General features: G+C 36.4%; 27 protein-coding genes, 1 riboswitch and 1 other annotated feature. Of the genes, 11 read left to right on the plus strand and 16 right to left on the minus strand.

Annotation, left to right across the window (positions count from 1 at the left end; genetic code table 11):
- The first annotated feature begins 135 nt into the window (after window positions 1–135).
- Window positions 136–1050 carry an aldo/keto reductase gene (gene lolS / locus ACLBWW_RS02080; RefSeq protein WP_048546275.1) on the plus strand — a complete coding sequence of 305 codons (915 nt, stop codon included), beginning with the start codon at window positions 136–138 and terminating at the stop codon, window positions 1048–1050.
- 29 nt (window positions 1051–1079) lie between these two features.
- On the opposite strand, the gene ACLBWW_RS02085 is transcribed toward lolS, so the two are convergent.
- The 3 genes from ACLBWW_RS02085 to ACLBWW_RS02095 all read right to left on the minus strand — a co-directional run bounded on the left by ACLBWW_RS02085 (window position 1080) and on the right by ACLBWW_RS02095 (window position 2887).
- A complete protein-coding gene (locus ACLBWW_RS02085; RefSeq protein WP_048546278.1) occupies window positions 1080–1907 on the minus strand; it encodes an aldo/keto reductase in 828 nt (275 codons plus the stop codon).
- A 121-nt stretch (window positions 1908–2028) separates the two neighbouring features.
- Window positions 2029–2553 carry a GrpB family protein gene (locus ACLBWW_RS02090; protein ID WP_048546280.1) on the minus strand — a complete coding sequence of 175 codons (525 nt, stop codon included), beginning with the start codon at window positions 2551–2553 and terminating at the stop codon, window positions 2029–2031.
- A gap of 70 nt (window positions 2554–2623) precedes the next feature.
- Window positions 2624–2887, minus strand: a complete 264-nt coding sequence (locus ACLBWW_RS02095) for a YqkE family protein (RefSeq protein ID WP_000727565.1) — start codon at window positions 2885–2887, stop codon at window positions 2624–2626.
- Between the two features lie 202 nt (window positions 2888–3089).
- On the opposite strand from ACLBWW_RS02095, the gene ACLBWW_RS02100 reads away from it, so the two are divergent.
- Window positions 3090–4679, plus strand: coding sequence for a bifunctional metallophosphatase/5'-nucleotidase (locus ACLBWW_RS02100; RefSeq protein ID WP_048546282.1), 1590 nt, complete (start codon window positions 3090–3092; stop codon window positions 4677–4679).
- Between the two features lie 122 nt (window positions 4680–4801).
- On the opposite strand, the gene ACLBWW_RS02105 is transcribed toward ACLBWW_RS02100, so the two are convergent.
- The gene (locus ACLBWW_RS02105; protein ID WP_262720792.1) at window positions 4802–5278 is read right to left on the minus strand and encodes a ribbon-helix-helix domain-containing protein; all 477 of its coding nucleotides are present in this window, start codon (window positions 5276–5278) and stop codon (window positions 4802–4804) included.
- A gap of 121 nt (window positions 5279–5399) precedes the next feature.
- Between ACLBWW_RS02105 and ACLBWW_RS02110 the strand changes: the two genes are divergently transcribed.
- Entirely contained in the window at window positions 5400–6398 is a 999-nt protein-coding gene (locus ACLBWW_RS02110; RefSeq protein WP_048546285.1) for an alpha/beta fold hydrolase, read from the plus strand.
- A 131-nt stretch (window positions 6399–6529) separates the two neighbouring features.
- Complete coding sequence (locus tag ACLBWW_RS02115; protein WP_048546287.1) at window positions 6530–7849, plus strand: Na+/H+ antiporter family protein; 1320 nt, start codon at window positions 6530–6532, stop codon at window positions 7847–7849.
- A 23-nt stretch (window positions 7850–7872) separates the two neighbouring features.
- On the opposite strand, the gene ACLBWW_RS02120 is transcribed toward ACLBWW_RS02115, so the two are convergent.
- On the minus strand, window positions 7873–8736 hold the full coding sequence (locus tag ACLBWW_RS02120; protein ID WP_048546289.1) for a LacI family DNA-binding transcriptional regulator: 864 nt from the start codon (window positions 8734–8736) through the stop codon (window positions 7873–7875).
- A gap of 102 nt (window positions 8737–8838) precedes the next feature.
- The gene (locus ACLBWW_RS02125) at window positions 8839–9318 is read right to left on the minus strand and encodes a GNAT family N-acetyltransferase (protein WP_048546290.1); all 480 of its coding nucleotides are present in this window, start codon (window positions 9316–9318) and stop codon (window positions 8839–8841) included.
- 81 nt (window positions 9319–9399) lie between these two features.
- Here ACLBWW_RS02125 and ACLBWW_RS02130 point away from each other — a divergent pair, with 81 nt between their 5' ends.
- Window positions 9400–10323 (plus strand): alpha/beta hydrolase, encoded by a 924-nt coding sequence (locus tag ACLBWW_RS02130; protein ID WP_048546291.1) that lies wholly within the window; start codon window positions 9400–9402, stop codon window positions 10321–10323.
- Window positions 10324–10333: 10 nt separating this feature from the next.
- Here ACLBWW_RS02130 and ACLBWW_RS02135 read toward each other — a convergent pair whose 3' ends face one another.
- A complete protein-coding gene (locus ACLBWW_RS02135; RefSeq protein ID WP_000360793.1) occupies window positions 10334–10579 on the minus strand; it encodes a DUF2552 family protein in 246 nt (81 codons plus the stop codon).
- 289 nt (window positions 10580–10868) lie between these two features.
- Between ACLBWW_RS02135 and ACLBWW_RS02140 the strand changes: the two genes are divergently transcribed.
- The 5 genes from ACLBWW_RS02140 (at window position 10869) to ribH (ending at window position 15160) form a co-directional block, all read left to right on the plus strand.
- Window positions 10869–11075, plus strand: coding sequence for a CDGSH iron-sulfur domain-containing protein (locus ACLBWW_RS02140; protein WP_001151582.1), 207 nt, complete (start codon window positions 10869–10871; stop codon window positions 11073–11075).
- 206 nt (window positions 11076–11281) lie between these two features.
- Window positions 11282–11425: riboswitch (FMN riboswitch) on the plus strand.
- Between the two features lie 310 nt (window positions 11426–11735).
- Complete coding sequence (gene ribD / locus ACLBWW_RS02145; RefSeq protein WP_048546293.1) at window positions 11736–12848, plus strand: bifunctional diaminohydroxyphosphoribosylaminopyrimidine deaminase/5-amino-6-(5-phosphoribosylamino)uracil reductase RibD; 1113 nt, start codon at window positions 11736–11738, stop codon at window positions 12846–12848.
- Window positions 12830–13474: a riboflavin synthase gene (gene ribE / locus ACLBWW_RS02150; protein WP_048546295.1), complete on the plus strand. Its 645-nt coding sequence runs from the start codon at window positions 12830–12832 to the stop codon at window positions 13472–13474. Before ribD ends, ribE begins: the two co-directional genes overlap by 19 nt.
- A gap of 12 nt (window positions 13475–13486) precedes the next feature.
- Window positions 13487–14680, plus strand: coding sequence for a bifunctional 3,4-dihydroxy-2-butanone 4-phosphate synthase/GTP cyclohydrolase II (gene ribBA, locus ACLBWW_RS02155; RefSeq protein ID WP_447613895.1), 1194 nt, complete (start codon window positions 13487–13489; stop codon window positions 14678–14680).
- A gap of 18 nt (window positions 14681–14698) precedes the next feature.
- Window positions 14699–15160 carry a 6,7-dimethyl-8-ribityllumazine synthase gene (gene ribH, locus ACLBWW_RS02160; protein WP_000230900.1) on the plus strand — a complete coding sequence of 154 codons (462 nt, stop codon included), beginning with the start codon at window positions 14699–14701 and terminating at the stop codon, window positions 15158–15160.
- A gap of 29 nt (window positions 15161–15189) precedes the next feature.
- On the opposite strand, the gene ACLBWW_RS02165 is transcribed toward ribH, so the two are convergent.
- The 8 genes from ACLBWW_RS02165 to ACLBWW_RS02200 all read right to left on the minus strand — a co-directional run bounded on the left by ACLBWW_RS02165 (window position 15190) and on the right by ACLBWW_RS02200 (window position 21953).
- Window positions 15190–15510, minus strand: a complete 321-nt coding sequence (locus ACLBWW_RS02165) for a hypothetical protein (RefSeq protein WP_000549778.1) — start codon at window positions 15508–15510, stop codon at window positions 15190–15192.
- Between the two features lie 181 nt (window positions 15511–15691).
- Window positions 15692–16690 (minus strand): biotin synthase, encoded by a 999-nt coding sequence (gene bioB, locus ACLBWW_RS02170; protein ID WP_048546301.1) that lies wholly within the window; start codon window positions 16688–16690, stop codon window positions 15692–15694.
- Window positions 16687–17502 carry a malonyl-ACP O-methyltransferase BioC gene (gene bioC / locus ACLBWW_RS02175; protein ID WP_098124040.1) on the minus strand — a complete coding sequence of 272 codons (816 nt, stop codon included), beginning with the start codon at window positions 17500–17502 and terminating at the stop codon, window positions 16687–16689. Before bioC ends, bioB begins: the two co-directional genes overlap by 4 nt.
- Entirely contained in the window at window positions 17468–18208 is a 741-nt protein-coding gene (locus ACLBWW_RS02180) for an alpha/beta fold hydrolase (RefSeq protein WP_048546305.1), read from the minus strand. Before ACLBWW_RS02180 ends, bioC begins: the two co-directional genes overlap by 35 nt.
- The gene (bioF, locus tag ACLBWW_RS02185; protein ID WP_048546307.1) at window positions 18205–19392 is read right to left on the minus strand and encodes an 8-amino-7-oxononanoate synthase; all 1188 of its coding nucleotides are present in this window, start codon (window positions 19390–19392) and stop codon (window positions 18205–18207) included. Before bioF ends, ACLBWW_RS02180 begins: the two co-directional genes overlap by 4 nt.
- Window positions 19358–20086: a dethiobiotin synthase gene (gene bioD, locus ACLBWW_RS02190; RefSeq protein WP_048546309.1), complete on the minus strand. Its 729-nt coding sequence runs from the start codon at window positions 20084–20086 to the stop codon at window positions 19358–19360. The genes bioF and bioD overlap by 35 nt, the downstream gene beginning before the upstream one ends.
- Window positions 20086–21474 carry an adenosylmethionine--8-amino-7-oxononanoate transaminase gene (bioA, locus tag ACLBWW_RS02195; protein WP_098047911.1) on the minus strand — a complete coding sequence of 463 codons (1389 nt, stop codon included), beginning with the start codon at window positions 21472–21474 and terminating at the stop codon, window positions 20086–20088. Before bioA ends, bioD begins: the two co-directional genes overlap by 1 nt.
- A 122-nt stretch (window positions 21475–21596) precedes the next feature.
- Window positions 21597–21953, minus strand: a complete 357-nt coding sequence (locus ACLBWW_RS02200; RefSeq protein ID WP_048546314.1) for a hypothetical protein — start codon at window positions 21951–21953, stop codon at window positions 21597–21599.
- Window positions 21954–22095: 142 nt separating this feature from the next.
- Window positions 22096–22316, plus strand: a binding site (T-box leader).
- A gap of 277 nt (window positions 22317–22593) precedes the next feature.
- Here ACLBWW_RS02200 and nhaC point away from each other — a divergent pair.
- On the plus strand, window positions 22594–23967 hold the full coding sequence (nhaC, locus tag ACLBWW_RS02205) for a Na+/H+ antiporter NhaC (RefSeq protein ID WP_048546316.1): 1374 nt from the start codon (window positions 22594–22596) through the stop codon (window positions 23965–23967).
- A gap of 50 nt (window positions 23968–24017) precedes the next feature.
- On the opposite strand, the gene cpdB is transcribed toward nhaC, so the two are convergent.
- Entirely contained in the window at window positions 24018–26363 is a 2346-nt protein-coding gene (gene cpdB / locus ACLBWW_RS02210; protein ID WP_098131783.1) for a bifunctional 2',3'-cyclic-nucleotide 2'-phosphodiesterase/3'-nucleotidase, read from the minus strand.
- Between the last annotated feature and the right edge of the window lie 26 nt (window positions 26364–26389).

Here is a 26389-nt window from a genome sequence, read left to right on the forward strand (position 1 = left end):
TTAATCTCCCACCTAACTTCCTCGTATGAGCCGAATTTTAAAGTGGGGGTCTTACTGCCCGTTAAAGCGGGGTAAAAAGTAAACGTTTGTCAACCTCTTTTCCCTTGCGTACAATAAAGGTAAGGAGGTTGACCTATGAAAAAACGTCAATTAGGAAACTCAGATTTGTTTGTGACAGAAATGGGACTTGGCTGTATGTCTCTCGGTACATCTGAAACAGAAGCTATGCATATTATCGATGAAGCAATCGATTTAGGAATCAATTTTTTTGATACAGCGGATTTATATGATTATGGATTAAACGAAGAATTTGTTGGAAAAGCCTTAAAAGGGAAACGAGACCAAATTGTTCTTACAACAAAAGTTGGAAATCGATGGACAGAAGAAAAAAACGGGTGGTCTTGGGATCCTTCTAAAAATTACATAAAGGCTGAAGTGAAAGAAAGTTTACGTAGACTTCAAACTGATTATATTGATCTTTATCAACTTCACGGCGGGACGATTGAAGATCCAATAGATGAAACAATTGAAGCCTTTGAAGAATTAAAAAAAGAAGGTATTATTCGTCATTACGGTATTTCTTCTATACGTCCAAATGTGATCCGTGAATATGCTAAACGTTCCAATATCGTTAGTGTGCTAATGGAATATAGCCTTTTAAATCGTCGCCCTGAAGAATGGTTCCCACTTCTAAGTGAACATCAAATTAGCATTATTGCTCGTGGGCCACTTGCAAAAGGAATTTTAACTGATAATAATGCAAGAAAGATAGAAAGAGTAAAAGAAAAGAATTATCTTTCTTATTCTTACGATGAATTATATGCGACACTTGCGAATGTAAAAGAAATAATCGGAGAAAGCTCTTTAACAGGAACAGCTATTCAATATTGCTTATATAACGAAACTGTTGCAGCTGTTATACCTGGTGCAAGCTCTATTGGGCAATTGAAAGAAAATGCCCAGGCTAGTAAACAAACACAGTTAACAACAGCTCAATATATACAACTTCAGCAAATTGCTAAATGTGATACTTACGCTTTACATCGTTAAAAAGACGCTACCATACTGGTAGCGTCTTTTTATAGCGTATCATATTTATCCGGATTCGTTCCTACATGTAAATTACGATTTAACGTATTAATTTGAGTCATCTCTTCTTCTGTTAGTGAAAAATCAAAGATAGAAAAATTCTCCTTAATGCGAGATGGTGTAACAGATTTAGGAATCGTCACTACCCCGCTCTGAATATCCCATCTTAATATAACTTGCGCAGGTGTTTTTTCATATTTCGTAGCAATGGCCTGAATAATCGGGTTCTCGAATACTTCCCCGCCTCTCATTAATGGGCTCCATGCTTCCATTTGAATTTGCTCACCTTGACAGAAATTACGCAATTCAAATTGCGCTAACATCGGATGAAGTTCCACTTGGTTGACCATCGGCTTCACTTTACAATTTGGTAATAACAGTTCTAAATGATGTTTATGAAAATTTGAAACACCAATCGCGCGCACTTTACCTTCTTCATACAGTTTTTCTAGCGCTCGGTACGTATCGACATACTTCCCTCTTATTGGCCAATGTATTAAATATAAATCTACATAGTCCATTTGTAATTTCTTTAAGCTTTTTTCAAACGCCTCAAGTGTTTCCTCGTATCCTTGATCATCGTTCCAAACTTTTGTTGTAATAAATATGTCTTCTCTCGGAATTCCTGATTCACGAACCGCTTCTCCGACACCGCTTTCATTTTCATATACAGTTGCTGTATCAATCGAACGGTATCCAACCTCTAACGCTGTTTTTACTGCTTGTTTTACTTCATCGCCTTCTTTCGCTTTATAAACGCCTAGACCAATCATCGGCATTTTTACGCCATTATGAAGTGTAGTTGTTGGAATGTGCACAGTCGTCTCCCTCTCATTCTTACATTTTTTATAAGCCACCACTTTATTTCAACAAGATTCAACCAAAAAGTCAAAACATACGTACAGTTTACATAATAATTTTATACACTAAAACGCAAACTCAATTATTCATATTCCCTTCTCTCCATTCTTTCGCTTTTTCATCAACACTACGTACAAACTCATTTTTTCCTTCCGTATATAACGTGCCATCATATGTATATTTTTCGGCTAATTCTTTCTTTAAGGTTGCATATGCCTCTGCTTCTTCACAATGAGCCATCATATAATCACGAAACGCTAAATGCCTTACTATCTCAGGATTTCCTTTTTCAAAAACGTGTAAGTGATACGAGCGTTTTTCCTCCGTTCCATGAATAAAATAACGACGTCTTGAAATACCATTTTCCCCTTTTACGATGTAACCAAGCTCTTCAAAACGTTCATTCCAATGATCTACTCTGTCGATACTCTCTACTTCCATAATCATATCTATAATTGGTTTAGCTGCCAGTCCTGGCACTGATGTACTTCCAATATGATGGACTTTCACCATTTCTGGCATCGCCGATTTTAATCGTTCAGCCTCTATTTGAAATTTTTCGTTCCAATGATCTTCATGCGGAACGACTACAATTTTTCTCATTTTAAACTCCCCTTTTCTTACAAGCTCGTCAAAAAAATGATCAGCGGTATGCACTGATCATTTTTTTATATTATTTAAAGTCTTTCCAAGTAAGGCTACTTTCACTTAACAGTTCTTCAAATGATTTATTCTTTTCACGTTCTTTTTGTTCTTGGCGCTTTCTTTCCAGTTCAGCTGCCTCTTTTTTCTCTTCTCTCACTTGCAATTCTTTCTTCTTATTCTTTAATTGCTGCATGAGTGAATCATTTAATTGATCGCCTAATGTAAGCGACTCTTTCTCTGGTCTATTCACTTGCGATTGTCTTTGCATTTGTCTTTGTTTCTTTTTCTTCATGCTACTCACCTTTTACTTTTTTCTCCATTATAGTAGATACACAATGAACTCGACAATAAAAAAGGTTCTTTACTCTATTATTCACCTTTTGTAAATATGTTAATTTTTCGAAAAAACTAAATTTTTATATAGATATAATCCTATGAATCTATTAAAATTATGTCGTATGATGTCAGATTATAAAAAAAAGGAGAAATGAATTATGTGGAAAAAAATCATTCCTGCTGTTGCCGTTTTAAGCACCATAACTTTTTCAAGCGTATTTGCCGCTCCCCCATCCCAGATTCCAGCTGAACAAAATCGCTACGTAGACGTACAAATGCTTGGTATTAATGATTTCCATGGACAACTAGATACTGTTAAAAAAATTAATAACAAAGAAGCTGGTGGCGCTGATTACTTAGCTACTTATTTAAAAGAACGTAAAAAGCAAAACCCTAATACACTTCTCGTACATGCTGGCGATATTGTCGGAGCTAGTCCACCAGTTTCAGCGTTGTTACAAGATGAACCAACAATTGAATTTTTAAATGACTTAAAATTCGATGTTGGTACAATCGGAAACCATGAATTTGATGAAGGTATCGATGAAATGAAACGCCTCATTTACGGTGGATATCACGAGAAAACAGGTAATTTCAAAGGTGCTAACTTCCCTTATGTCGCTGCTAACTTCTATAACAAATCAACTGGTCGCTTATTTTTACCACCATTTACTGTAAAAATGGTAGATGGTGTTCCTGTAGGATTCATTGGCGTTGTTACAACTGATACGCCAAATGTCGTGATGCCTACTATGCTTAAAAATGTACAGATCACTGACGAAGTAGAAGCAATTAATAAATCAGCGCAACAATTAAAGCGTCTCGGTGTTAAATCCATCGTCGTCCTTGCCCATGTCGGCGGAACAACTGATGAGTCTGGCGTGACAAATGGAGACCTTACTCGAATTGCAAATGAAACAGACTCGGAAGTTGATGTTATTTTCGGTGGACATAGTCACACGTATGTAAATGGTACTGTAAATAATAAACTAATCGTCCAAGCGAACTCTTATGGAACAGCTTTCTCAGACGTAGATGTAACAATTGATCGTAAAACAAAAGATATTGTAAAGAAAAAAGCTGAAGTGATTACAACATATCATGAAGGTGTGGAACCTGATAAACAAGTAAAACAAAAAATAGATCAATATAAAGAAACAATCGCACCACTTGTAAATGAAGTTGTAGGAAAATCTACAGCACCTATCGACCGTAAACAAAATGATGCTGGTGAATCTACTCTTGGGAATGTAATTGCCGACGCACAGCGTCAAACGATGCAAGCTCAAATCGCGCTTATGAATCCTGGTGGCATTCGTAATGACTTAGATGCTGGCGATATTACTTGGGGCGAATTATATGGCGTTCAGCCTTTTGGAAACCAATTGATTAAAGTAGATTTAACAGGTCAAGATATTCGCGACATTTTAAATCAACAATGGCAAAAAGGAACAACAAGAATGCTTCAAATTTCAGGTATTCAATATACGTGGGATGCAAATAAACCAAGCGGTGAAAAGGTTACGAATATACGCTTAACAAATGGCGAAGAGTTATCTCCATCTAAAACGTATAGCGTAGTTGCGAATGCTTTCTTAGCTTCTGGCGGTGACGGATTCGTATCATTTAAAAATGGGAAGAATTCAGAAACTGGTCCAAACGACTTTGAAGCGCTCGTCGATTATGTAAAACAATTAAAAGAACCAATTCAGCCAGTTATTGATGGAAGAATTCAAAAGATAAATTAAGTATTTCCCTCATATGCGATCCAGATTTTTATTGTAAAGGATACGCACTTATACTTAATCCACAATATTAGCAAAACCTAAAAAGGATACTCGTTCTTACAATGAACATAGTATCCTTTTCTTTAGTTATCAAAATGTGATGTTTTGTTAAAATCATATTGTTGTAAAAATTGTTGTAACGCCTCTTCTACAAGTTTAGATTTTTGAATTCCTTTCACTTCTGATATAACGTCTAATTTTGCTAATATTTCTTTATTAATAGAAAAGGTACGTTTCTTTTTCTCTGTACTTATACTCATAATGGGCACAATTACTTCTTCTCTCTTTCTTAATAACTCATAAATACTTTGTAATTGCTCATAAATTAATAATTGATAATCCGTTTTCGCATATTGAAGGGCTGTCGCTTCTTGGAGTTGTAAGTGACGCGGTTCTTCTCCATCTCCTACAAAAATACGTTTCTTCTGTTCTCCATCATATTCGTATCCAATCAATCTTAATTTCTTTGATAATGTATATGGGCTTATTTCAAGACGTTTTGCTATAATAGCGATGGATTCACGTCTATTTAAGCAATCTATAATTTCTCCAATCGTCACAATTTCCCTCCTCCCGTGTTGAAATGACACTAGTATGGTATGTTACAATGATTTTCTAACAGTATATGCAAAACGAATAGCCTGTGCGATTCATACGATTTCAGAAAAGGAGGATTTCCATATGCTTTTTCGTAGCTATACCCCACAGTTTTATAATGAAAATAAACAACTCATTCCTAATAGTATTGCTACGATGGAAAGCGTTATGATCCATAATCGAAAACAAACTCTCCTTATGCGCGGGCAAAACATAGAGCAGCCAATTTTATTATGCTGTCATGGCGGACCTGGCATGGCACAAATTGGATTTATTCGTCATTTTCAAAAAGAATTGGAGAAACACTTCATCGTTATTAATTGGGATCAGCGCGGGGCAGGTAAATCCTTTTCAATGAAAGATTTCGGAGCAAATTTTACAATCGAACAATTCGTTTCCGATGCAAAAGAAGTGATTCAATATGTACTTAAAAAGTTCAATAAACAGAAACTATTTCTCGCTGGTCATTCTTGGGGAAGCATTATTGGGCTTAACATAGCACATCAATATCCACAGTATATCGAGGCTTACATCGGTATTGGGCAGATTGTACATATGAAACAAAACGAAGAATTGCTATATCAGCATTTAATTCGTTCTGCAAAAAAACATGATCATAAAAAAGCATTAGCGTCCCTTTTAAAATTAGGCAAACCACCATTTTTAGATACGAGACGCCTTATTATTCAAAGAAAGTGGCTTGGCACATTCGGTGGAGCAATCCAAAACGGATCTTCCTTTTCTTTCATACGAAAAGGCTTCTTTTCCCCTGAATATACGCTATTAGATTGGTTCAAGTTTCTCGCAGGAAATTTAAAATCTGGCGTTTTATGGGAAGAAATGTTGACAATCGATTTCTTTTCTTCTATTTCAAGCTTATCTATTCCGGTTTATTTTTGTTCTGGTCGCTATGATTATCAAACTCCTTATGCTCTCGTTCAGGAATATTGTGATGTGATAGAAGCCCCCATAAAAAAAATGATTTGGTTCCCAAATTCAGCACATTCTCCTGATTTAGAAGAACCAGAATTATTCGCTAATTCTTTACAATCAATTAAACAAGAGCTAGCTTTTCAACATTAGTAACAAAAGGCTCTTTTACATTTCATAGAAAACAATTTATAATAATATGTCGCAACTATGTATAAATATAGCAAAGTGCTTCATATTTACTTGCCTTAGCACAATAAAATTTTAGGGAGATTACATTTATTATGAATGCTGTACTCGTCGCAGTAGCAGTTATGCTATTGCTTAGTTTGTTACGTGTCCAGGTCATTGTCGCCATCATTGTTGGAGCTTTAACAGGCGGAATTATCGGTGGACTCGGTATTTCAGAAACTATTAATACTTTTACAACTGGCCTTGGAAACAGTGCTCCAATCGCTTTAAGTTATGCAATGCTTGGCGGTTTCGCTATTTCCCTTTCCAAAACAGGACTTCCAGATGCTATGATTCAAACTGCACTAAAATGGATTGGCAATGAACAAGACACGAAAAAACAAGTTTATTCTAAAATACTTATTTTATTCATCATTTTAACGATGGCTTGTTTCTCACAAAATGTGATTCCTGTTCATATCGCTTTCATCCCCATCTTAATTCCAGCACTTTTAAAAGTATTAAATGAGCTGAAAGTGGATCGCAGACTTGTTACATGTATTATTACATTCGGATTGATTACTCCTTATATGTGGATTCCAGCAGGGTTCGGAAAAATTTATCATGACGTATTGCAAACAAATGCTGCGCAAAGCGGTCTTACATTTGATGTCGCACTTATTCCAAAAGCAATGACTATTCCAGCAATTGGTATGATTATTGGATTATGTGTAGCCGTATTCATTACGTACCGGAAACCTCGTACGTATGAAATAGAACAAGTTCATACTACCGCCAATGAAATCGTTCCCTATACAAAACGTAGTATTACTTTCGGATTATTATCTATCATGGCCACATTAACTGTTCAATTAGCAACAGAATCGATGATTTTCGGTGCTTTAGCAGGGATTATCGTCTTATCAGTAAGTGGTAGTCTACCTCTTAAAGAAGCAGATGCGATATTAACAAGCGGAATGCGCATGATGTCCTTTATCGGTTTTGTTATGATCGCTGCCGCTGGATTTGGCGCTGTTCTTCGAAAAACAGGACATGTTGAATCTCTTGTGCAAACGAGTGCACATATAATTGGAAATAATAAACCACTCGCTGCATTTCTTATGCTTGTGATTGGGCTTCTCGTTACGATGGGAATTGGTTCATCCTTTTCAACCATCCCTATCTTAACAACAATTTTTGTACCTCTTTGCATACAGCTTGGATTTAGTCCAATGGCTACAATTGCAATTATCGGTACAGCCGGAGCGCTAGGCGATGCAGGATCACCAGCATCAGATAGTACACTTGGACCAACATCCGGTTTAAATGCTGATGGTCAACACCATCATATATGGGATACATGTGTACCAACTTTTCTGCATTATAATATACCGTTACTCATATTTGGCTTTATTGCCGCCATTACATTATAAAAGGTGCGTTTTATACGCACCTTTTACTTTTTTATTTTTCCTTTTAATTGTTGCAACGCTATTTTCCCATTTTCTTCGACACAACTCTCCATTTGCATGAATGACGGACCTGTCCACTCACTGTCTATACTCCCGTTCAGTCCAATAATTTTTAACTTATCCGGTATACGGATATTTAAATTTTTCGCTGCTTGAATTAACTCAAAAGTAACCTTTTCACTTGAAGTTACAATTCCATCTATATACGGAGAAGTTTGCAAGAATGTAATAAACTGTTTATTCGTATACCCTTGTACACATACTTCTCGATAAGAGATTCCTTCCTCCCAAACAGCGTCTAAAAATCCTGATATGTGATCTTCCATTTCTTCACTATCTTCTCCCTCATTGAAATAAGCAAGGAAGTGACAGCCTTTTTCTTTTAATAAAGAAACCGCTCTTTGTCCATTTTCATAATAATTTGCATGGGATTTTTTTTCATCAATCACAACAAAGGGAAGTGGAATTTCTCCTATACTTTTAAAAACAGATTTTGTCAAAATAACACCTGCAACGTTATTTTCCTTCAACATATGTATGTATCTATCTTTATTCTCTATATTACAAACAATGATTTGATATCCTTCTTTATATGCTATTTCCTCAATACAATGTAGCAAAGTGATGTTTGATGGGTTATATACATTATCTACAAGTAATGCAATTATCGTTGAATTCTCTTTAAACAATGGCTTTGTTGTACTATTTGGCCTATAACGTAATTCCTCAATTGCTTCCTTTACTTGTTTAACTGTGTCCTCATGAACGTATCCTTTTTCGTTAATAACTCGTGAAACGGTTGCGACTGAAACACCTGCTAATTTTGCAACATCACGTATAGTTGCCACATCGTCACCCCTTAATATGGTAATAGATTACAATTTTACGGTAACCTAAATTACAATATTCGTCAAGGTTAATAACTTATATTTCTGAAAATTGTTACATCATTACACTAAACGATATTCTAACTGAATTTCATGTAGAATTAGGATATTATCATACCCAATACGTGGAATTTCTTTCTTTATTTCTCGTGCTTTTTCCACTGCATTCACATATAAATGAGTCATCACAAATTTACGTTTTTGGTAAAATCGTAACGCATTCATATTATCATTTGTTGTTATGAGCCAAACCCGCCCGCACCGTTCTTCTTCTGCAACTTGTAATACACAATCTACAAGTTTCGTCCCTATTCCTTTTCTTTCTTCAAAGCTATCTAACGACACAATTTCACACATATTTCCGGTCACTTCATATGTTATAATTCCGATTATTCTGTCATCTGAGAGCGCAATAAATCCTGGCAACTCTTCTAACTGATGCCCCTTCCCACGTGAAACCATCAATGAACTCCCCCAGTTCTCACACATGAACATTCGGATTGTTTCTTTCATCGCTGGCGTAATTTTTTGTATATACACCATTTCCTATTTCTCCCCTTTTCTATCATTGTGATACAATGTAAGTGTATCACATGTAACGGTATTTGGAGGATGAGGTAAAGTATGAAACGTTTTTTTGCAGCATTGTTTACTATACTAGGTGCGATAACTGCCCTTGGGATTTTCTTTACAAATAAAGTGATGTACTTAAAGAAAAAAACAGAGGAAGAAGTACTCGAAAGAGAAACGAAAAAACATTTTCGTATAGAGGATTTTGATGCTCTTCATAAAGAAGAAATTCATATTCCCTCGCAATTCGGATATGATCTTCACGGATATTACATTCCTGCTGGTCATTCCAATAAGTTTATGATTTTTTGTCACGGCGTAACTGTAAATAAAATGAACTCTGTAAAATATGCAAGGTTATTTTTAAACAGAGGGTATAATGTCGTTATTTATGATCATCGTCGTCATGGTAAAACTGGCGGAAAAACAACAAGCTATGGATACTATGAAAAACATGATTTAAAATCTGTAGTTGACTGGCTAAAAAGTCGCTTTGGAACAAATATAACACTCGGTATTCATGGTGAATCTATGGGAGCTGCAACACTTCTTCAATACGCAGGACTTGTAGAAGATGGTGCTGATTTCTATATTGCAGATTGTCCTTTTTCTGATTTCTACGGACAATTACAACACCGTTTAAAGGTTGAATTCCATTTACCTAAATGGCCCTTATTACCTTTAGCAAATGCTTTTTTAAAAGTGCGTGACGGTTATACGATTCGCGAAGTTTCACCAATCGATTGTATAAAAAATATTAACAATCCCGTCCTCTTTATTCATAGTAAAGATGATGATTATATTTTAGCTGATATGACGAAAGCACTATATGAAGCAAAAGAAAACAATAAACAACTTTATATTGCAGAACGCGGTGCACACGCTTGCTCTTATAACGAAAATAAAGAAGAGTATGAAGCAGCCGTTGATCAATTTTTAAACTCATATGTAAAAGAAACAAAAAACAGGCTTGCATAAGCCTGTTTTTTTATTGCGCTAAAACGTCTGTAACTTGTTCCATATTTTCAGAAATCCATTGCATTGCATCATCTAACGTTGGAAATTCTGTCGTTTGAAATGTTACTTCATCTTGAAGTAACCAAACATCCTTTGCCTCTTGCCCTACACCTGCAATGGACCAATGTAACAAACTATATGGATGATTATCATTCAAAAATGATGCCCACGTGCGCTCATTTGCAATGTTTCGTAATGTATGTAATTGTTTATCCATCTCTCGTCACCTAACTCTATTCAGTTATAAAAAACATTATAACACTCTCTTCTCTCCCAAAGAAAGTGCTCATTTTACCCCGCTATTTGCGGGCAGTAAAACTCCCACCTCAAAACTCAACTAAAACAAAGAAGTTAGGTGGGAGATTTACTGCCCCTAAAAGCCCGATTGATTCAACTAATAATTAGTGGGGGGATACCTCCCCCACTAATTAAAGTTTCACTTTATATTGTCAAGTACTTCTCTTAATTATATGATGAAATTAAGCGTTTGGGAAGGAGGGATAGCGTTGGCGAAAGTACAAATTAAAGTAAATGATAATGGCTCTTTTCGCGTTACAGGGGACGTGGAATTAGTCGATTCACAAGGGAATGTATTCCCAGCAAAACCGGCATTTTCTTTATGCCGTTGTGGTTTATCAAAAAATATGCCTTATTGCGATGCTTCGCATAAAGGGAAATTCGAGTCTGTCGTTAGAGCACCAGAGGCAGAATAATTTTACATGTGACATGCACATTTTTTTGTGCATGTTTTTTCTTTTCATTAACTCTCGTCCCCCTTTTCCTTACAACATTCCTCTTCCTTACAACATTCCTCGTACTTTTGTCCTCATTCCAACTTACATATATTTTCACACAATTCTTCACATTCGAATATTTTTTTCTAGCCTTTTATTTTTTTTGTGCTATAATTTGAGCAAACAACATCCTTCGGGGTCGGGTGAAATTCCCAACCGGCGGTGATGAAGTGCAAACTTCTAAGTCCGTGACCCGTTTTCAACTCGAAAACGGTGGATCTAGTGAAACTCTAGGGCCGACAGTATAGTCTGGATGGGAGAAGGATATGTTTTCTAGTAATTTTATATAGCGAATACACTTTTATTTCAGTATGCATATTTTTAAAGTTTCGTTTTGAATCTTTATATATGTTTTATTTTGTATACTTATGTTTCTATACTGAAATAAAAAGATACGACTAGCGTTTGAAAAATTCGATATTTTTGCTAGGTTTTTTCCTTATGCAAAAATACCAATCATCGTTAGGTTTCTTTCCTGTACTTTCGTATTCGAACTATATTTCTAGAAATCACGTCTCCCAAACCCCAAGGATATAAAATCCTTGGGGTTTTTTGATTTTTTCAGGAGAGGTGAAGAGAATGACAGATCAAGAATATATGAGGATTGCCCTGCAGTTAGCAGAAAGGACATCTGGACAAACAAGTCCAAATCCTATGGTTGGTGCTGTTGTTGTAAAAGAAGGAAACATCGTCGGTATTGGCGCTCATTTACGTGCCAGTGAAGAACATGCAGAAGTTCACGCTCTTCATATGGCTGGTGAAAAAGCAAAAGGAGCTACCGTTTATGTAACACTTGAACCGTGTAGCCATTTTGGAAAAACACCACCTTGTTGTGAATTGCTCATCAAAAAAGGAGTCAAACGGGTTGTAATTGCTACTCTTGATTGCAATCCTCTCGTTTCTGGTACTGGAAAAAAGAGATTAGAAGAAGCTGGCATCGAAGTAACTACCGGTGTTCTTGAAACAGAAGCCACCTTATTAAATCGTTTCTTTTTTCACTACATGAGAACGAAACGTCCATTTGTAACAATAAAAACAGCGATGAGCTTAGATGGAAAAACAGCAACTGTCACGGGTGAAAGTAAGTGGATTACAGGTGAAGAAGCACGAGCTGATGTTCACCAATATCGTCATACACATGATGCGATTCTCGTTGGAGTGAATACAGTTATAGCTGATAATCCGCATTTAACGACAAGAATTCCTAACGGGGGTAAAAATCCTATTCGTGTTATTTTAGATACCCATTTACGAACGCCACCATCTTCTCATGTCATAACAGATGGTTTAGCACCGACATGGATTATTGTCGGTAAGGATGTAAATAAAGAGAAAATAGCTTCTTATGAATCTGAAAATATAGCTATATTCCAAATGAAAACAAAACATATAGAAATCAAGGACCTCCTTTTCTTTCTTGGAGAGAAGCAAATTCTTTCTCTATTCGTTGAAGGTGGCCAAACAGTTCACGCAAGCTTCTTACAAACAAAGCATCTCAATGAAATTGTAACTTATATAAGCCCCAAATTAATTGGCGGGAAAGATGCCCCTACTTTATTTGGGGGAAATGGTTTCGCAGCATTGCAAGATGCACTTTCCTTGGAAATTCAAGAGATGAAACAAATTGGTGATGATATAAAAATCGTTGCGAATGCCCAAAGTGAGGTGACGGAATGTTTACAGGAATTGTAGAAGAATTAGGAACGATTGCAAACATGCAACAAAGAGGAGAAGCGATGAAGTTAACGATCCATGCAAATAATATTTTATCAGATGCTCACTTAGGTGATAGTATCGCGGTTAACGGTATTTGCTTAACTGTAACGAGTTTCACAACAACTTCATTCACAGTGGACGCAATGCCTGAAACGATGCAATCAACATCACTTCGCATGCTTAAACAACACTCTAAAGTAAATTTAGAGCGGGCGATAGCTGCAAACGGACGATTCGGTGGACATTTCGTTTCAGGACATATTGATGGCATCGGAACGATATTAAACAAAAAACAACACTATAATGCCGTCTATTACAAAATAGCTATTGCTGATGAATTGCTGCGCTATTGTTTGCATAAAGGATCCGTTGCTGTTGATGGAACGAGTTTAACAATATTTGATATAGACGAATCTTCCATCACAATCTCACTCATCCCGCACACAGTAAGTGAATCTGTTATCGGAGAAAAGAATGCCGGTGACATCGTAAACATTGAGTGTGACATGATCGGTAAATATATCGAACGCTTTATTTCTAAACCTGTAAAACAAACAGGTTCAATGAGCGAAAGCTTTTTACAAGAAAACGGATTTCTATAAGGGGGAAGCATTATGTTTCATCGTATTGAAGAAGCTCTAGAAGATTTAAAACAAGGAAAAGTCGTTATCGTATGCGATGATGAAAACCGTGAAAATGAAGGCGACTTTATCGCTTTAGCAGAGTATATTAAGCCAGAAACGATTAACTTTATGATTACACATGGGCGTGGTCTCGTTTGTGTACCGATTACGGAAGTATACGCAGAACGTCTACAATTAGAACCAATGGTAGCTCATAATACAGATTCGCATCATACTGCATTTACAGTGAGTATTGATCATGTTTCTACAACAACAGGGATTAGCGCTCACGAACGGGCGACTACGATACAAGAATTATTAAACCCTGCATCAAAAGGTGCTGATTTCAATCGTCCTGGACATATCTTTCCATTAATCGCGAAAGAAGGCGGTGTCCTACGCCGAGCTGGTCATACAGAGGCTGCCGTCGATTTAGCACAGCTTTGCGGAGCAGAACCAGCTGGAGTCATTTGTGAGATTATTAATGAGGACGGTACGATGGCTCGCGTACCTGATTTACTACAGTGCGCAAAACAATTTGATATAAAAATGATTACAATAGAAGATTTAATTGCTTATCGCCGCCACCATGAAACACTAGTGACGCGAGAAGTGGAAATTACATTACCTACAGATTTCGGTACTTTCCATGCAATTGGCTATTCTAATTCATTAGATACGAAAGAGCATATCGCACTCGTAAAAGGTGATATTTCAACAGGAGAGCCTGTACTTGTACGCGTTCATTCAGAGTGCTTAACAGGAGATGTATTTGGCTCATGTCGCTGTGATTGCGGACCACAACTCCATGCTGCACTTGCTCAAATTGAACGTGAAGGAAAAGGCGTTCTTCTTTATATGAGACAAGAAGGACGAGGCATCGGCCTTCTTAATAAGCTTCGCGCTTATAAGTTACAAGAAGAAGGATTCGATACTGTAGAAGCAAACGAAAAACTTGGGTTCCCAGCTGATTTGCGTGATTACGGTATTGGCGCTCAAATTTTAAAAGATTTAGGTTTACAACATTTACGATTATTAACGAATAATCCACGAAAAATTGCTGGCTTACAAGGTTACGATTTAGAAGTAATCGAGCGTGTACCATTGCAAATGCCAACAAAAGAAGAGAATAAAACGTATTTACAAACGAAAGTAAACAAATTAGGACATTTACTAAACTTATAATTAAGGGAGAGATTTATTATGGTATTCGAAGGTCATTTAGTTGGTACAGGATTAAAAGTTGGGGTTGTTGTTGGACGTTTTAATGAATTTATTACAAGTAAGTTACTCGGCGGAGCTTTAGATGGATTAAAGCGTCACGGTGTAGAAGAAACTGATATCGATGTTGCTTGGGTTCCTGGCGCATTCGAAATTCCTTTAATCGCTAAAAAGATGGCTAATAGCGGAAAGTATGATGCTGTAATTACGTTAGGTACTGTAATTCGTGGTGCTACAACACATTACGATTACGTTTGTAATGAAGTAGCAAAAGGAGTTGCATCTTTATCACTACAAACAGACATCCCAGTTATTTTCGGTGTATTAACGACTGAAACGATCGAGCAAGCGATTGAACGCGCGGGCACGAAAGCAGGTAATAAAGGCTATGAATCCGCCGTTGCTGCGATTGAAATGGCTCATTTATCAAAACAATGGGCATAAAAAATAAAAAAGAGGCTGCGGCCTCTTTTTTATTTTTTCACTTTTTTCCGTACATCTTTTATTAATTCATCCATTGTTTTTCCTTCTGTTTGTATACGAAGCGTTTGTGCTGTTCTCCATACATTCTCTCTTTTCTTCGCTTCTTCTATAATAGTAATTTCTTTTCGCACTTCCTTTAAATCTTTCCCTTCTGTTTTCAATCCAAAATGTTCAGCTTTCGTTCGAAAATGTTGTTCAATTCGTTGTTGCATTTCTTTTTGTTCAGGATTTTCGGCAGCCTTAACTGGATCAGCACTTATTGCTTTTAGTAAAATTAGACAAGTCATAATCGCTAATATATATTTGTGCATGTAAAATCCTCCAACCCAATATAAATTACATATTTACTATGTACAATTGGGGCTTGGAAAATTCGTCCACCAAAATTCTTTTTTTCGCTCAAAAACCAATAGTATCAAGCTTTCACAACTATTTATTACATTTTATTTACAAAAAAAGCAAACTCTTTTACAAGTTTGCTTTTTATCTATCTTATAATGCACATTCTTCAATCTCAAACCCTAAATCTTCAATCATACCCCAGTCTGCAGTCGGTTCTTGTCCAGCTGTCGTTAAGTAATCTCCAACAAAAATAGAATTTGCTGCAAATAAACCGATTGGCTGCACAGAGCGTAAATTGATTTCACGTCCTCCTGAAATACGAATTTCTTTCGTTGGGTTTACAAAACGCATCATCGCCAGTACTTTTAAACATTCTATCGGCGTTAATTCTTTTTGTCCTTCAAGCGGCGTACCCTTTACAGCAACAAGGAAATTACATGGAATTGAATCTGCATCTATACGTTGTAATTCAAATGCAATTTCAGCACGTTCTTCTATTGTCTCCCCCATTCCAAAAATTGCCCCAGAGCATGGTGAAATGCCTGCTTGTTTCGCTTTTTGAACTGTATCAACACGATCGTCATACGTATGAGTGGAGCAAATACTTTCGTAATTATTTGCATGTGTATTTAAGTTGTGGTTATAACGATGTACACCCGCTTCTGCTAAACGTCCTGCTTGATCTTCGTTTAAGAAACCTAAACAACAACAAATCTTCAAATCTGTCGTTTCACAAATCTCCTTAACTGCTCCAATTACGTGATTCACCTCTTTATCCGTCGGGCGACGACCAGATGCTACAATACAATATGTACCCGCTTTACGGCGAATTGCTTCGTGTGCTCCTTCTACAATCTTTTCCTGCGTTAGCCATGCATATTTATCAATCGGCGCCTCTGAAATAATAGACTGTGAACAATATCCGCAATCTTCAGGACATAATCCAGATTTCGTATTAATAATCATATTCAATTTTACTTTCTTACCAAAGTGATGATGGCGAATGATGTAAGCTGCATTCATAATTTCTAACACTTCTGTATCATCAGCTTCTAATATTGCAATTGCATCCTCTTTCGTAATCATTTTCTCTTCTACTACGTCATGTGCAAGTTTTTTCCAATCCCTTTTTGTTTGTACTTGTTTCATTTCATCTCTTCCCCTCTTTTTGTTATATGCATAAATAAAGCGTGATACGTCGCCATTATCCCTTCATTTTCCGTGAAGTCTCTTTCGTATATGCGAAGCATCGCACGAAAGAGTGAGGGACTTTGACAATATGATTCTTCATTACTATTGGTCGCTCCTACTTTTCGAATAGAGTGTAGAAACTCCCTAACTTCTGTAAATCTCTCTATGTAACATGTTTCAGAAACATGCACATCCCCTGTTTCTATTTCACACATATGGCGCAACTGATTTTTCGAATAAAAACGTTGCCCAATCGATGTTTCATTTTGTATATTTTTTTCTTCTTTCGCCCGCTGGAACGAAGCATGCAATTCTTGAAATGTTTCCTGTCCAAACGTTGAAAAGAGTAATATCCCATCTATCGACAAATAATGAAATAAATTTCTTATCACTCGTTTTAAATCATTTAGCCATTGAAATGTGGCATTTGAAATAATAACATCATATGTTTCTTCTAGTCGTAATCTTTCGATATCCTCACAGTAAAACGTTACATTTTTCACATTTTGTCTAGTTTTCGCTACTGCAATCATACTTTCAGCAAAATCAATGGCTGTAATATGTGCTTTCGGAAATAAGTTTGATAATTGCTCTGTAACATATCCTGTTCCGCATCCAAGTTCTAAAATACGTATCGATGAATTTGCACTATATCGCCGATTCAATGTAGAAAGTAATGAATGTGCCATCTTTTTTTGTACATTTGCATATTGATCGTAGGATACAGATGCCGCGTTAAACCGTTTTTGAAGTAACGTTTTGTTGATCATGTCGTATCCCCTCTACAAATTGAATTATCTCATTTCCGCAATATTCGAAATTCGTTACGCATAATGCATGTCCAGCCTCACTTACTACCTTGAGCGTGGCAGTCTCATTTTCAGCCATACTACGCGCTGCAGACAATGGACAAATTACATCCTGCTCTCCATGAATAAGTAGTATAGGGACTTTAATTTCTTTCAGTTCTTCTCTCATATCTGCTTCTATTAAATACTCCAAACCTAATTGCAAAGACTGAATAGAGTCACCTTTAAAGCGTTTTATCATATTTTCAAACCTTTTATTCTCTTTCAGCTCATCTTTTGTAAACATATTTTCATAAAACCGCTTGAGCGTATCTTCTTTCTTTCTCGCTAAATTCTTTTTCAGCCGTTCTACATGCAGAGTATTCCATCCACTCGTATAATCGCTCGTATTTGTAAATTTGACAGTACCACCAATTAGTACGATACCTTTTGCCTTAACCTTTTTATGAGCTTGAACTGCTGCTAACGCTCCTAGTGACCATCCAACTAAAATTACATTTTCATCTTTTGCTACATCTATTATTCGCCCTGCAAATTCACTTTGTTCTTTCACATTACGCCAATTGATACATTGAACAGAATATCCTTTAAAATACGGCAGAACTAAAGTCCAAACACCTTCTTCCATTCCCCATCCAGGAATAAAAATAACCTTTAGCTCTTTCATACGAAAAACCCCTCTTCTTTACCAATGCGTATAATATGCTGAATAGCCCATTTCAAATCAGCTATTGTATGTTGGGACGTAACTGCAAAACGGACCCGTGAACTATTAACTGGAACCGTTGGTGGACGAATTGCAATTGCTGCAATACCTACCTCTTGCAGCCTTCTACTAAACCGTAAAGCTGCTTCATTTGAACCGACTACAATCGGTACAATATGAGTTGAGCTATTCCCAATATCAAAACTAGCTTCTTGTAAATGTGTCCTAAAATATGCTCCATTCTCAATAAGTCTCTCTCTTCTTTCATTATCTTCTTTCACAATTTCAATTGCTTTTTGCACTGCTCCTAACGTTCCTGGTGGTAAAGCTGTTGTAAAAATAAAGCTTCTCATCATATTTTGTAAATACTCTATATACATTGCATCACCTGTTAAATACGCACCATAACACCCTAGAGCTTTGCTAAACGTCCCCATATGTATATCAATTTTTTGAGCAATATCTTTTTCTATATGAGACAACCCTGCTCCATCAATTCCATATATTCCACTCGCATGTGCTTCATCGACTATAATGATTGCCCCGTATTTCTCTTTCAGCTCCACTAACTCTCTCAAATACGCAGTATCACCATCCATACTAAAAACAGTATCCGTTACGATTAATTTCTTCTTTTTGGGCGGTGCTACTTGCAACAGCTTCTCTAAATGATCTAAATCATTATGACGATACCTTTTATGCTCTGCTCCGCTTAATATAATCCCATCAACGATGCTTGCGTGATTTAATTTGTCACTAAACACAATATCGTGACGACAGGCTAATGAAGAAATGACTCCAACATTTGCGGTATATCCACTATTTACAACTAAGGCTTTTTCAGTGCCTTTCCAATCGCATATACTTCTCTCAACCTCTTCATACAGTGAATAATTTCCTACAACGAGCCTTGATGCTGTCGCTCCAGTTCCATATTTTCTTGTGCATGCAATAGCAGCTTCTTTTAACCTCTCATCTCCAGCTAACCCTAAATAATTATTTGACGCTAAATTTAGCATCCTTTTTTCATCTCGAATAAGCCATGTCTCTTCTGCTTGTTCTGTTACATGCAAATTGCGATACTGCCCTTGCTTATTTAATTGTTGCAATTTAGATTGAAGATGTGTGCGCCACGTTTGATTCATTTCGGATGAACTCCTCTAATTTTGAAATCATTATATACTCTTTTGCAGATTCCAAGACTTCTTCTTTTGTAAACGCCCCTTCAAAGAATGGTAATAAACCTAAAACCGGTACCCCACTTAGCTCTTCAATCATTTCTTTATTTTCTTGTACTCTTTCCATTTCACATTCTTTGCAGCCGGATAAAATTACACCTGCTACTGTTAAGCCCTGTGCCTTTGCATAAGCAATCGTTAAAACTGTATGATTTACTGTTCCTAATGTAGGGCGTGCGACTATAATAAGAGGAAGCTGTAATTCCTTTGCGAAATCAATTACTAAAGCGTCTTCTGTATATGGAACAGCCAGTCCACCTGCTCCTTCTACAAATAGGCTATTAAACTCTTTCAATAGTTCATTATAATGATCCATAATGTCTTTTAAATGTACTACTCTTCCAGCTCTTTTCATGGAAAGTCTCGGAGCAAGAGGTTCTTCAATAGAATAAGGGCAAATTTCATCTTCTTTTGTTGGTACACCCGATAATGCTTTTAACCTTGCTGCATCTCCCTCTGGATTTGATGCAACATGTCCACTTTGCAACGGTTTATATACCCCGATGTTATATCCCAATTCTCTAAATACACCTGCTAATGCACCCGCAACTACAGTTTTCCCCACTTCAGTATCCGTTGCTGTAACAAAAAAACCGCCCATTATTCTCCCTCCGTAACATCCGAGATTGCTTTATACAAAATACGTAACATATCATCAATCTCATCAATTGTAGAAGCAAGAGGAGGCATAAATACAATCGTATTACCGAGTGGTCGCAAAATCATGCCCAGCTCTCTTGAACGTTTACATACTTGAACACCGACTCTCTCTGTCCATTCAAACGCTTCTTTCGTTTCTTTATTCTTCACAAGTTCAATTCCAACCATTAACCCGCACTGACGAATATCGCCTACATGTTTATACGCAAAGAGCGATTCTAATTGCATCGCTACATATTCTGTCTTACTTGCCACTTCTTCTATTAAATTTGTTTTCTCGTATAGCTCTAGATTCGCAATGGCTACCGCACACCCTAACGGATTCCCTGTATAACTATGACCGTGGAAAAATGTTTTTTGTTCTTCATAGTCTCCTAAAAAGGCATTATAAATTTCATCTGTCGTTACGGTGATTGCAACTGGTAAATATCCACCTGTTAAACCTTTTCCGGCTGTTAAAATGTCCGGCGTTACATTTTCATGTTCACATGCAAACATTTTCCCCGTACGCCCAAATCCAGTCGCTACCTCATCTGTAATAAATAAAACATTATATTTTGTACATAAATTACGGAGCCCTCTTAAGTATCCTTTTGGCATTGTAATCATACCGCCAGCACCTTGCATTAAAGGCTCTACAATAATCGCCGCAATTTCTTCATGCTTTTCTTTCAGCAGCTCTTCCATTTCTTCTAAATGTTTTTTCACAATTTCCTCCTTATTATTTCCATAAGGAGAACGATATGTATATGGATACGGCATTTTAATTGCCTCAAATAAAAGTGAACTATACACTTGGTGAAACAAGTCTATCGCTCCTACTGAAACAGCTCCAATTGTATCACCGTGATAAGCTTCTTTTAATGTAACAAATCTTTGTTTCTTCGGTTTTCCTTTATGCTGCCAATATTGAAAGGCCATCTTAATTGCAATTTCAACGGCGCTAGAACCGGAGTCTGAATAAAATACTTTCTTCAAACCTTCTGGCACAACTTCAATTATTTTTTCTGCTAATAAAATAGATGGAACGTTAGCAAGTCCTAACATAGTAGAATGGGCAATTTTATTTAATTGCTCACGAATTGCTTCATCTAATTCTGGTACTTGATGTCCGTGAACATTTAACCAAATAGATGAAACACCATCCCAATATTCATTTCCATTTACATCGTATAGCTTTCTTCCCTCTCCACGTTCAATAATGACAGGGTCTTCTTCTAAATAATCTTTCATTTGTGTAAACGGATGCCATACATAAGCTTTATTTTTCTCCGATAATTCTTCATATGTATAAGACGATTTTTCAGTCGTATTACTATTAACAGTCACAATTGCCACCCCTAATGTTAACTATTTTATAAATAAAGTTAACATTAAATTTAAATGACTGTCAATTATTTTTAAATCAAATAGTTCTTAAAAAAGAACAACTTATCATACGATAAGTTGTTCTACTTTCCGTGTTGTACCTTTCCAATTTCTAAAATAATCTCTTCATCTTTTTTTCCTTCTGTATCAATTCCAAGTTGTTTTGCATGTTCAATTAATAAATCATGGCGCTTCTCAAATCTTGCAGTATTTACTTCTTTCGTAACCTCTTCTTTTGTTTTCCCTTCAGTAGAAACTCCTAGTTTCTCAGCTGCTTTTTCCATCGACTTCTTCTCTTCCGTTTCTTTCGCTTTCTTCACTTCTGACTGCTGTATTTGCTTTTGTTTCGCCTGCTCTGATTCAGCTGCAAAAGCTGTGTAAATTCCAGCACTTCCGCCAATGACTAGTAAGGTGGTAAAAAGAATTATTTTTTTCTTCACTCTTTCCTCCCCTTTCAAATTCATTATAACGTACAAATTTAGAACATTAAAAACATTTAACCTTTATTTCCCTAAAAAAATATTGAACATTTTTATTGACATATAAGATGAAAATGTGATAAAAATTTAACTAACATCATATGAATCGGCATTGATAGGATTGAGTAGTATTTCGATTTCTGATTTCAGAGAGCTGGTGGTCGGTGCGAACCAGTACAGAGCGAATTATGAATTACCCCCTGGAGCTTCTTTTGCGAAACGTAAGGAGTAGTGAAAGACGGTTATAGACCGTTATATCTAAAGAGTGGTGAAACGAAACTGTTTCACAATTTAGGGTGGTACCGCGAATTTTTCGTCCCTGCATATATTGCAGGGGCGTTTTTATTTTATTAGCGCATATCATACGACCCTTTATTTTGTGATACATTCATTTCACAAGCTAGGGTGGTACCGCGATATCTTCGTCCCTGCATAATTATATGCAGGGACGTTTTTTTATCCAATCATTTCCGTATCATATTGAAGGACCAACAATTACCGATAATTTGTCACAAAATTCTAAATTTTAGAAGGAAATACACAATATTGGCGAATTTTATATAAAAAAGAGCTATTTTAAATTACTTAGGAGGGGAAAACAATGGTTTCAAAAATCGAATCTGTTCTTTTAACATTATTTATTTTTTTCTGTATTGGCTTTAGTGTTATTCAATTAGAAGTTTCACCACACATCCCAATTTTATTTGGTATCGTTCTTTTATTAGCATTTGGATTTATGAAAAAAATCTCTTGGTCTACTATGGAAAAAGGGATGATCAGTAGTATTTCAGCTGGTATTCCATCTATTTTTATTTTCTTGCTTGTAGGCGTATTAATTAGTGTTTGGATCGCTGCTGGAACAATTCCAACTTTAATGGTATACGGCTTCCAGCTTGTATCTCCAAAGATTTTCGTTCCAACTGTTTTTGTTGTTTGTGCAATTGTTGGAACAAGTATCGGTAGTGCCTTTACAACTGCCGCAACTGTAGGACTTGCCTTTATGGGTATGGGTAGTGCTCTCGGATACGATCCAGCTCTAATCGCTGGTGCAATTATTTCTGGTGCATTCTTTGGAGATAAAATGTCTCCTTTATCTGATACAACAAACTTAGCTCCTGCTGTAACGGGTGTAGATTTATTTGAGCATATTCGTAACATGCTTTGGACAACAGTTCCAGCTTTCATTATTGCTTTTATCGCATTTTTCATTTTAGGAGGCGGTACTAGCGGAGACGTTGACTTCACAAACTTTATTAGCACTTTAGAGAAAAATACAACGATTTCTATCGTTACACTAATTCCAATTTTATTACTGTTCCTATTCGCATTTAAAAAAGTTCCAGCAGTTCCAACATTACTTGCAGGAATTGTGGTAGGAATTATTATTCTCTTTATTTTTAAACCTAGCACTTCTTTAGCTGATTTAATGAAAATTATGCAAGACGGATACGTTTCTAAAACTGGTATTAAAGACATTGATAGCTTACTATCTCGCGGTGGTCTACAAAGTATGATGATGTCGATTGCACTTATTTTCCTGGCTCTTTGTATGGGAGGATTATTACAAGGAATGGGTATTATTACGCAGCTCATGAATATCATCTCTAGCTTCGTAAAAAATAGCACACGTTTAATTATTTCTACGGCTTCAACTGCAATTGGTGTAAACTTCTTACTTGGTGAGCAGTACTTATCAATCGTTTTAACAGGACAAGCATTTGCTAATAAATACGATGAAGTTGGTTTAGAACGTCGTAATTTATCACGTGTATTAGAAGATGCAGGTACAGTTATTAACCCGCTCGTACCATGGGGAGTAAGTGGTGTATTCTTGTCAAACGTCCTTGGCGTTCCGACATTCGATTACCTTCCATTCGCAATTTTCTGTTTAGCTTGCCCAGTCTTAACAATTATTGTTGGTTTCACTGGATTTGGTCTTTCATGGAAGAAAGAAAAAGCAGTAACAATTTCATAATATACTAAAAAGGATTACCTGAATCGGTAATCCTTTTTTATATTTCTCGACTATCTATTTGCTTTCTTTCTTCTAAATAACAGAAGTAATCCCGCTCCAACAAACGCCAAGCCTGCTCCAATTGTAGAAGCAACACTTGTACCCGTTTTCGGTAAATCACGGTCTTCTTTATTTTCACTTACAGTTGTTGTTTCTTTTGAGTTTTGATTATCCGTTGTAGTTTGTCCAGATCCTGCATTATTTGCTTCATTTGTTGGTGGTGTCGTTGGATTTTCTCCATTACTACCTTCATCTGTTGGTGGTGTCGTTGGATTTCCTCCATTATTCCCTTCACCTGTTGGTGGTGTCGTTGGATTTCCTCCATTATTACCTTCACCTGTTGGCGGTGTCGTTGGATTCTCTCCACCAGTTTCCTTATCATCATCGTTCTTCTTCGTTATATCAATTGCATATTTAGCAAATTCATTTTCAGATGGTCCAACATATGATATCTTTCCATCTTTCTTTATATACTCTTTTGCTTTTGGTGAAGAATCAAATGTTGTAATTAATTTATCTGCAACAATCGGTTTAAATGTCCAATTTTGATCGGCTGTCGGATTAATAGCCGGTGTTTCTTGCATATATTTCACTATGATTTGACGTGTTTCATCTTGCGATTGGTAAATAACTTCTCCTTCACTTACACCAGGGAACGTTTTACTGCTACCGCGATAATTATTTGTAGCAACGATAAACTCTTGATCATCAGCTACTGGCTTACCTTCATATGTCATATTTACAATACGATTCGTATTTGCATTTACAACTTTTCCATCTTTATCGTATTTCGCCGGTTGTGTTACATCAATTTCATATTTTAAACCATCTATAATATCAAAGTTATATGTAGGATATCCTGTATTCACCAATTGCTGTTCAATTTTTTCTTTTGGTTTAGGATTAATTTGATTAAACTGACCTGCCGACATTTCAAGCCATTCTTTCACTTGCGCTCCGTTTACTTTTACAGCATATAACGTATTCGGATATACATATAAATCTGCAACGTTTTTAATTGCTAACGTTCCAGCTGGAATATCAGTATAATATGCAGCACCGTTTCGGCCACCTGCTTTAAATGGTGCACCTGCAGATAAAACCGGAATATCTTTAATCTTTTCGTACTCTGGTTTTTTAAGTTCTTGTTCTACATACCACTTTTGCGCATTTGTCACAATTTGTACGGAAGGATCATCTTGTACTAATGAAAAATAACTATTAATTGGTGCTTTCGTTTTACCTACAGGTGTATTCACATAATCAATTGTCGCTTGATGATCATCTTTAATTTCATTAACTAATTCTTGATCAGATTGTACTAATGGGTTCCCTTTACTATCAGCAATCGGACGAAGTTGCGGCTTCGATTGCTCTTTTTGTATTTCCCATTTTCCGTTTACCTTTTTCAATTGCATATCAATAATACCTAAGTTACTTCCAAAGACACCAGGCATTACAACTGGAACACCATTAAATACATCCTTCACTTCAGTATGTGCATGTCCCATTAATACTGCATCTACACCAGGAACTTCTGTTAAATAATACGAAGCGTTTTCCATGCCAACGTTGTACCCACTCTTATCAACGCCCGAATGCGCTAGTGCAACGATAACATCTGCACCTTCTGCTTTCATTTTTGGCACCATTTTCTTCGCTGTTTCAACTATATCTTTCGCTTTCACTTTTCCTTCTAAATTTGCTTTATCCCAGTTCATAACTTGAGGTGGAACAAATCCCATTACGCCAATTTTCACTTTTTGTTTTTGTCCTGATTCATCTTCTACTTCTTTTTCAAAAACATGATATGGTTTAAAGTAATTTTGGTCGTTCTCTTCATTAGTATCCTTATCATCTTTATAGACGTTGGAGTTAATAACCGGGAACTCTGTTTTACTAATTACTTTGTTTAAATAGTCTAAACCGTAGTTAAATTCATGATTCCCAAGAGAGATGACGTCATACTTCATTAAATTCATTAAACGATATAATGGATGTGTATAACTAGGATCCACAGGCTTCTTCGGATCATTTATTTTATTCGCTACATAATCTCCAAGTGGTGTCCCTTGCAATGCATCCCCATCATCAAATAGGACAGAGTTCTTCGCTTCTTCACGTGCTTTATTAACAAGTGTTGCCGTTTGCACGAGACCTACTTTATTATCTGTTTTCGTTTGATAATAATCATAATTCATTAAGTTAACGTGAATATCTGATGTTTCTAGAATTCGTAACTTAACTGTACTCTCCCCAGTATTCTCATCCGCATGAGCTGTTGTTGACAACACCTGTGGTGCCATTACACCAATCGCAAGAGTTGCTCCAGCTAGCATTTTTTTTGACTTTTTCACAAAAAATCCCCCTTATACAATTACCA

The organism is Bacillus sp. M5A3_1b (assembly GCF_053345335.1).

What these genes read in the sequence shown, in the direction of transcription:
- lolS (WP_048546275.1), top strand. Translation starts at nt 136, where the DNA reads ATGAAAAAACGTCAATTAGGAAACTCAGATTTGTTTGTGACAGAAATG.
- ACLBWW_RS02090 (WP_048546280.1), bottom strand. Translation starts at nt 2,553, where the DNA reads ATGAGAAAAATTGTAGTCGTTCCGCATGAAGATCATTGGAACGAAAAA.
- ACLBWW_RS02095 (WP_000727565.1), bottom strand. Translation starts at nt 2,887, where the DNA reads ATGAAGAAAAAGAAACAAAGACAAATGCAAAGACAATCGCAAGTGAAT.
- ACLBWW_RS02100 (WP_048546282.1), top strand. Translation starts at nt 3,090, where the DNA reads ATGTGGAAAAAAATCATTCCTGCTGTTGCCGTTTTAAGCACCATAACT.
- ACLBWW_RS02110 (WP_048546285.1), top strand. Translation starts at nt 5,400, where the DNA reads ATGCTTTTTCGTAGCTATACCCCACAGTTTTATAATGAAAATAAACAA.
- ACLBWW_RS02115 (WP_048546287.1), top strand. Translation starts at nt 6,530, where the DNA reads ATGAATGCTGTACTCGTCGCAGTAGCAGTTATGCTATTGCTTAGTTTG.
- ACLBWW_RS02125 (WP_048546290.1), bottom strand. Translation starts at nt 9,318, where the DNA reads ATGGTGTATATACAAAAAATTACGCCAGCGATGAAAGAAACAATCCGA.
- ACLBWW_RS02130 (WP_048546291.1), top strand. Translation starts at nt 9,400, where the DNA reads ATGAAACGTTTTTTTGCAGCATTGTTTACTATACTAGGTGCGATAACT.
- ACLBWW_RS02135 (WP_000360793.1), bottom strand. Translation starts at nt 10,579, where the DNA reads ATGGATAAACAATTACATACATTACGAAACATTGCAAATGAGCGCACG.
- ribD (WP_048546293.1), top strand. Translation starts at nt 11,736, where the DNA reads ATGACAGATCAAGAATATATGAGGATTGCCCTGCAGTTAGCAGAAAGG.
- ribE (WP_048546295.1), top strand. Translation starts at nt 12,830, where the DNA reads ATGTTTACAGGAATTGTAGAAGAATTAGGAACGATTGCAAACATGCAA.
- ribBA (WP_447613895.1), top strand. Translation starts at nt 13,487, where the DNA reads ATGTTTCATCGTATTGAAGAAGCTCTAGAAGATTTAAAACAAGGAAAA.
- ribH (WP_000230900.1), top strand. Translation starts at nt 14,699, where the DNA reads ATGGTATTCGAAGGTCATTTAGTTGGTACAGGATTAAAAGTTGGGGTT.
- ACLBWW_RS02165 (WP_000549778.1), bottom strand. Translation starts at nt 15,510, where the DNA reads ATGCACAAATATATATTAGCGATTATGACTTGTCTAATTTTACTAAAA.
- bioB (WP_048546301.1), bottom strand. Translation starts at nt 16,690, where the DNA reads ATGAAACAAGTACAAACAAAAAGGGATTGGAAAAAACTTGCACATGAC.
- bioC (WP_098124040.1), bottom strand. Translation starts at nt 17,502, where the DNA reads ATGATCAACAAAACGTTACTTCAAAAACGGTTTAACGCGGCATCTGTA.
- ACLBWW_RS02180 (WP_048546305.1), bottom strand. Translation starts at nt 18,208, where the DNA reads ATGAAAGAGCTAAAGGTTATTTTTATTCCTGGATGGGGAATGGAAGAA.
- bioF (WP_048546307.1), bottom strand. Translation starts at nt 19,392, where the DNA reads ATGAATCAAACGTGGCGCACACATCTTCAATCTAAATTGCAACAATTA.
- bioD (WP_048546309.1), bottom strand. Translation starts at nt 20,086, where the DNA reads ATGGGCGGTTTTTTTGTTACAGCAACGGATACTGAAGTGGGGAAAACT.
- nhaC (WP_048546316.1), top strand. Translation starts at nt 22,594, where the DNA reads ATGGTTTCAAAAATCGAATCTGTTCTTTTAACATTATTTATTTTTTTC.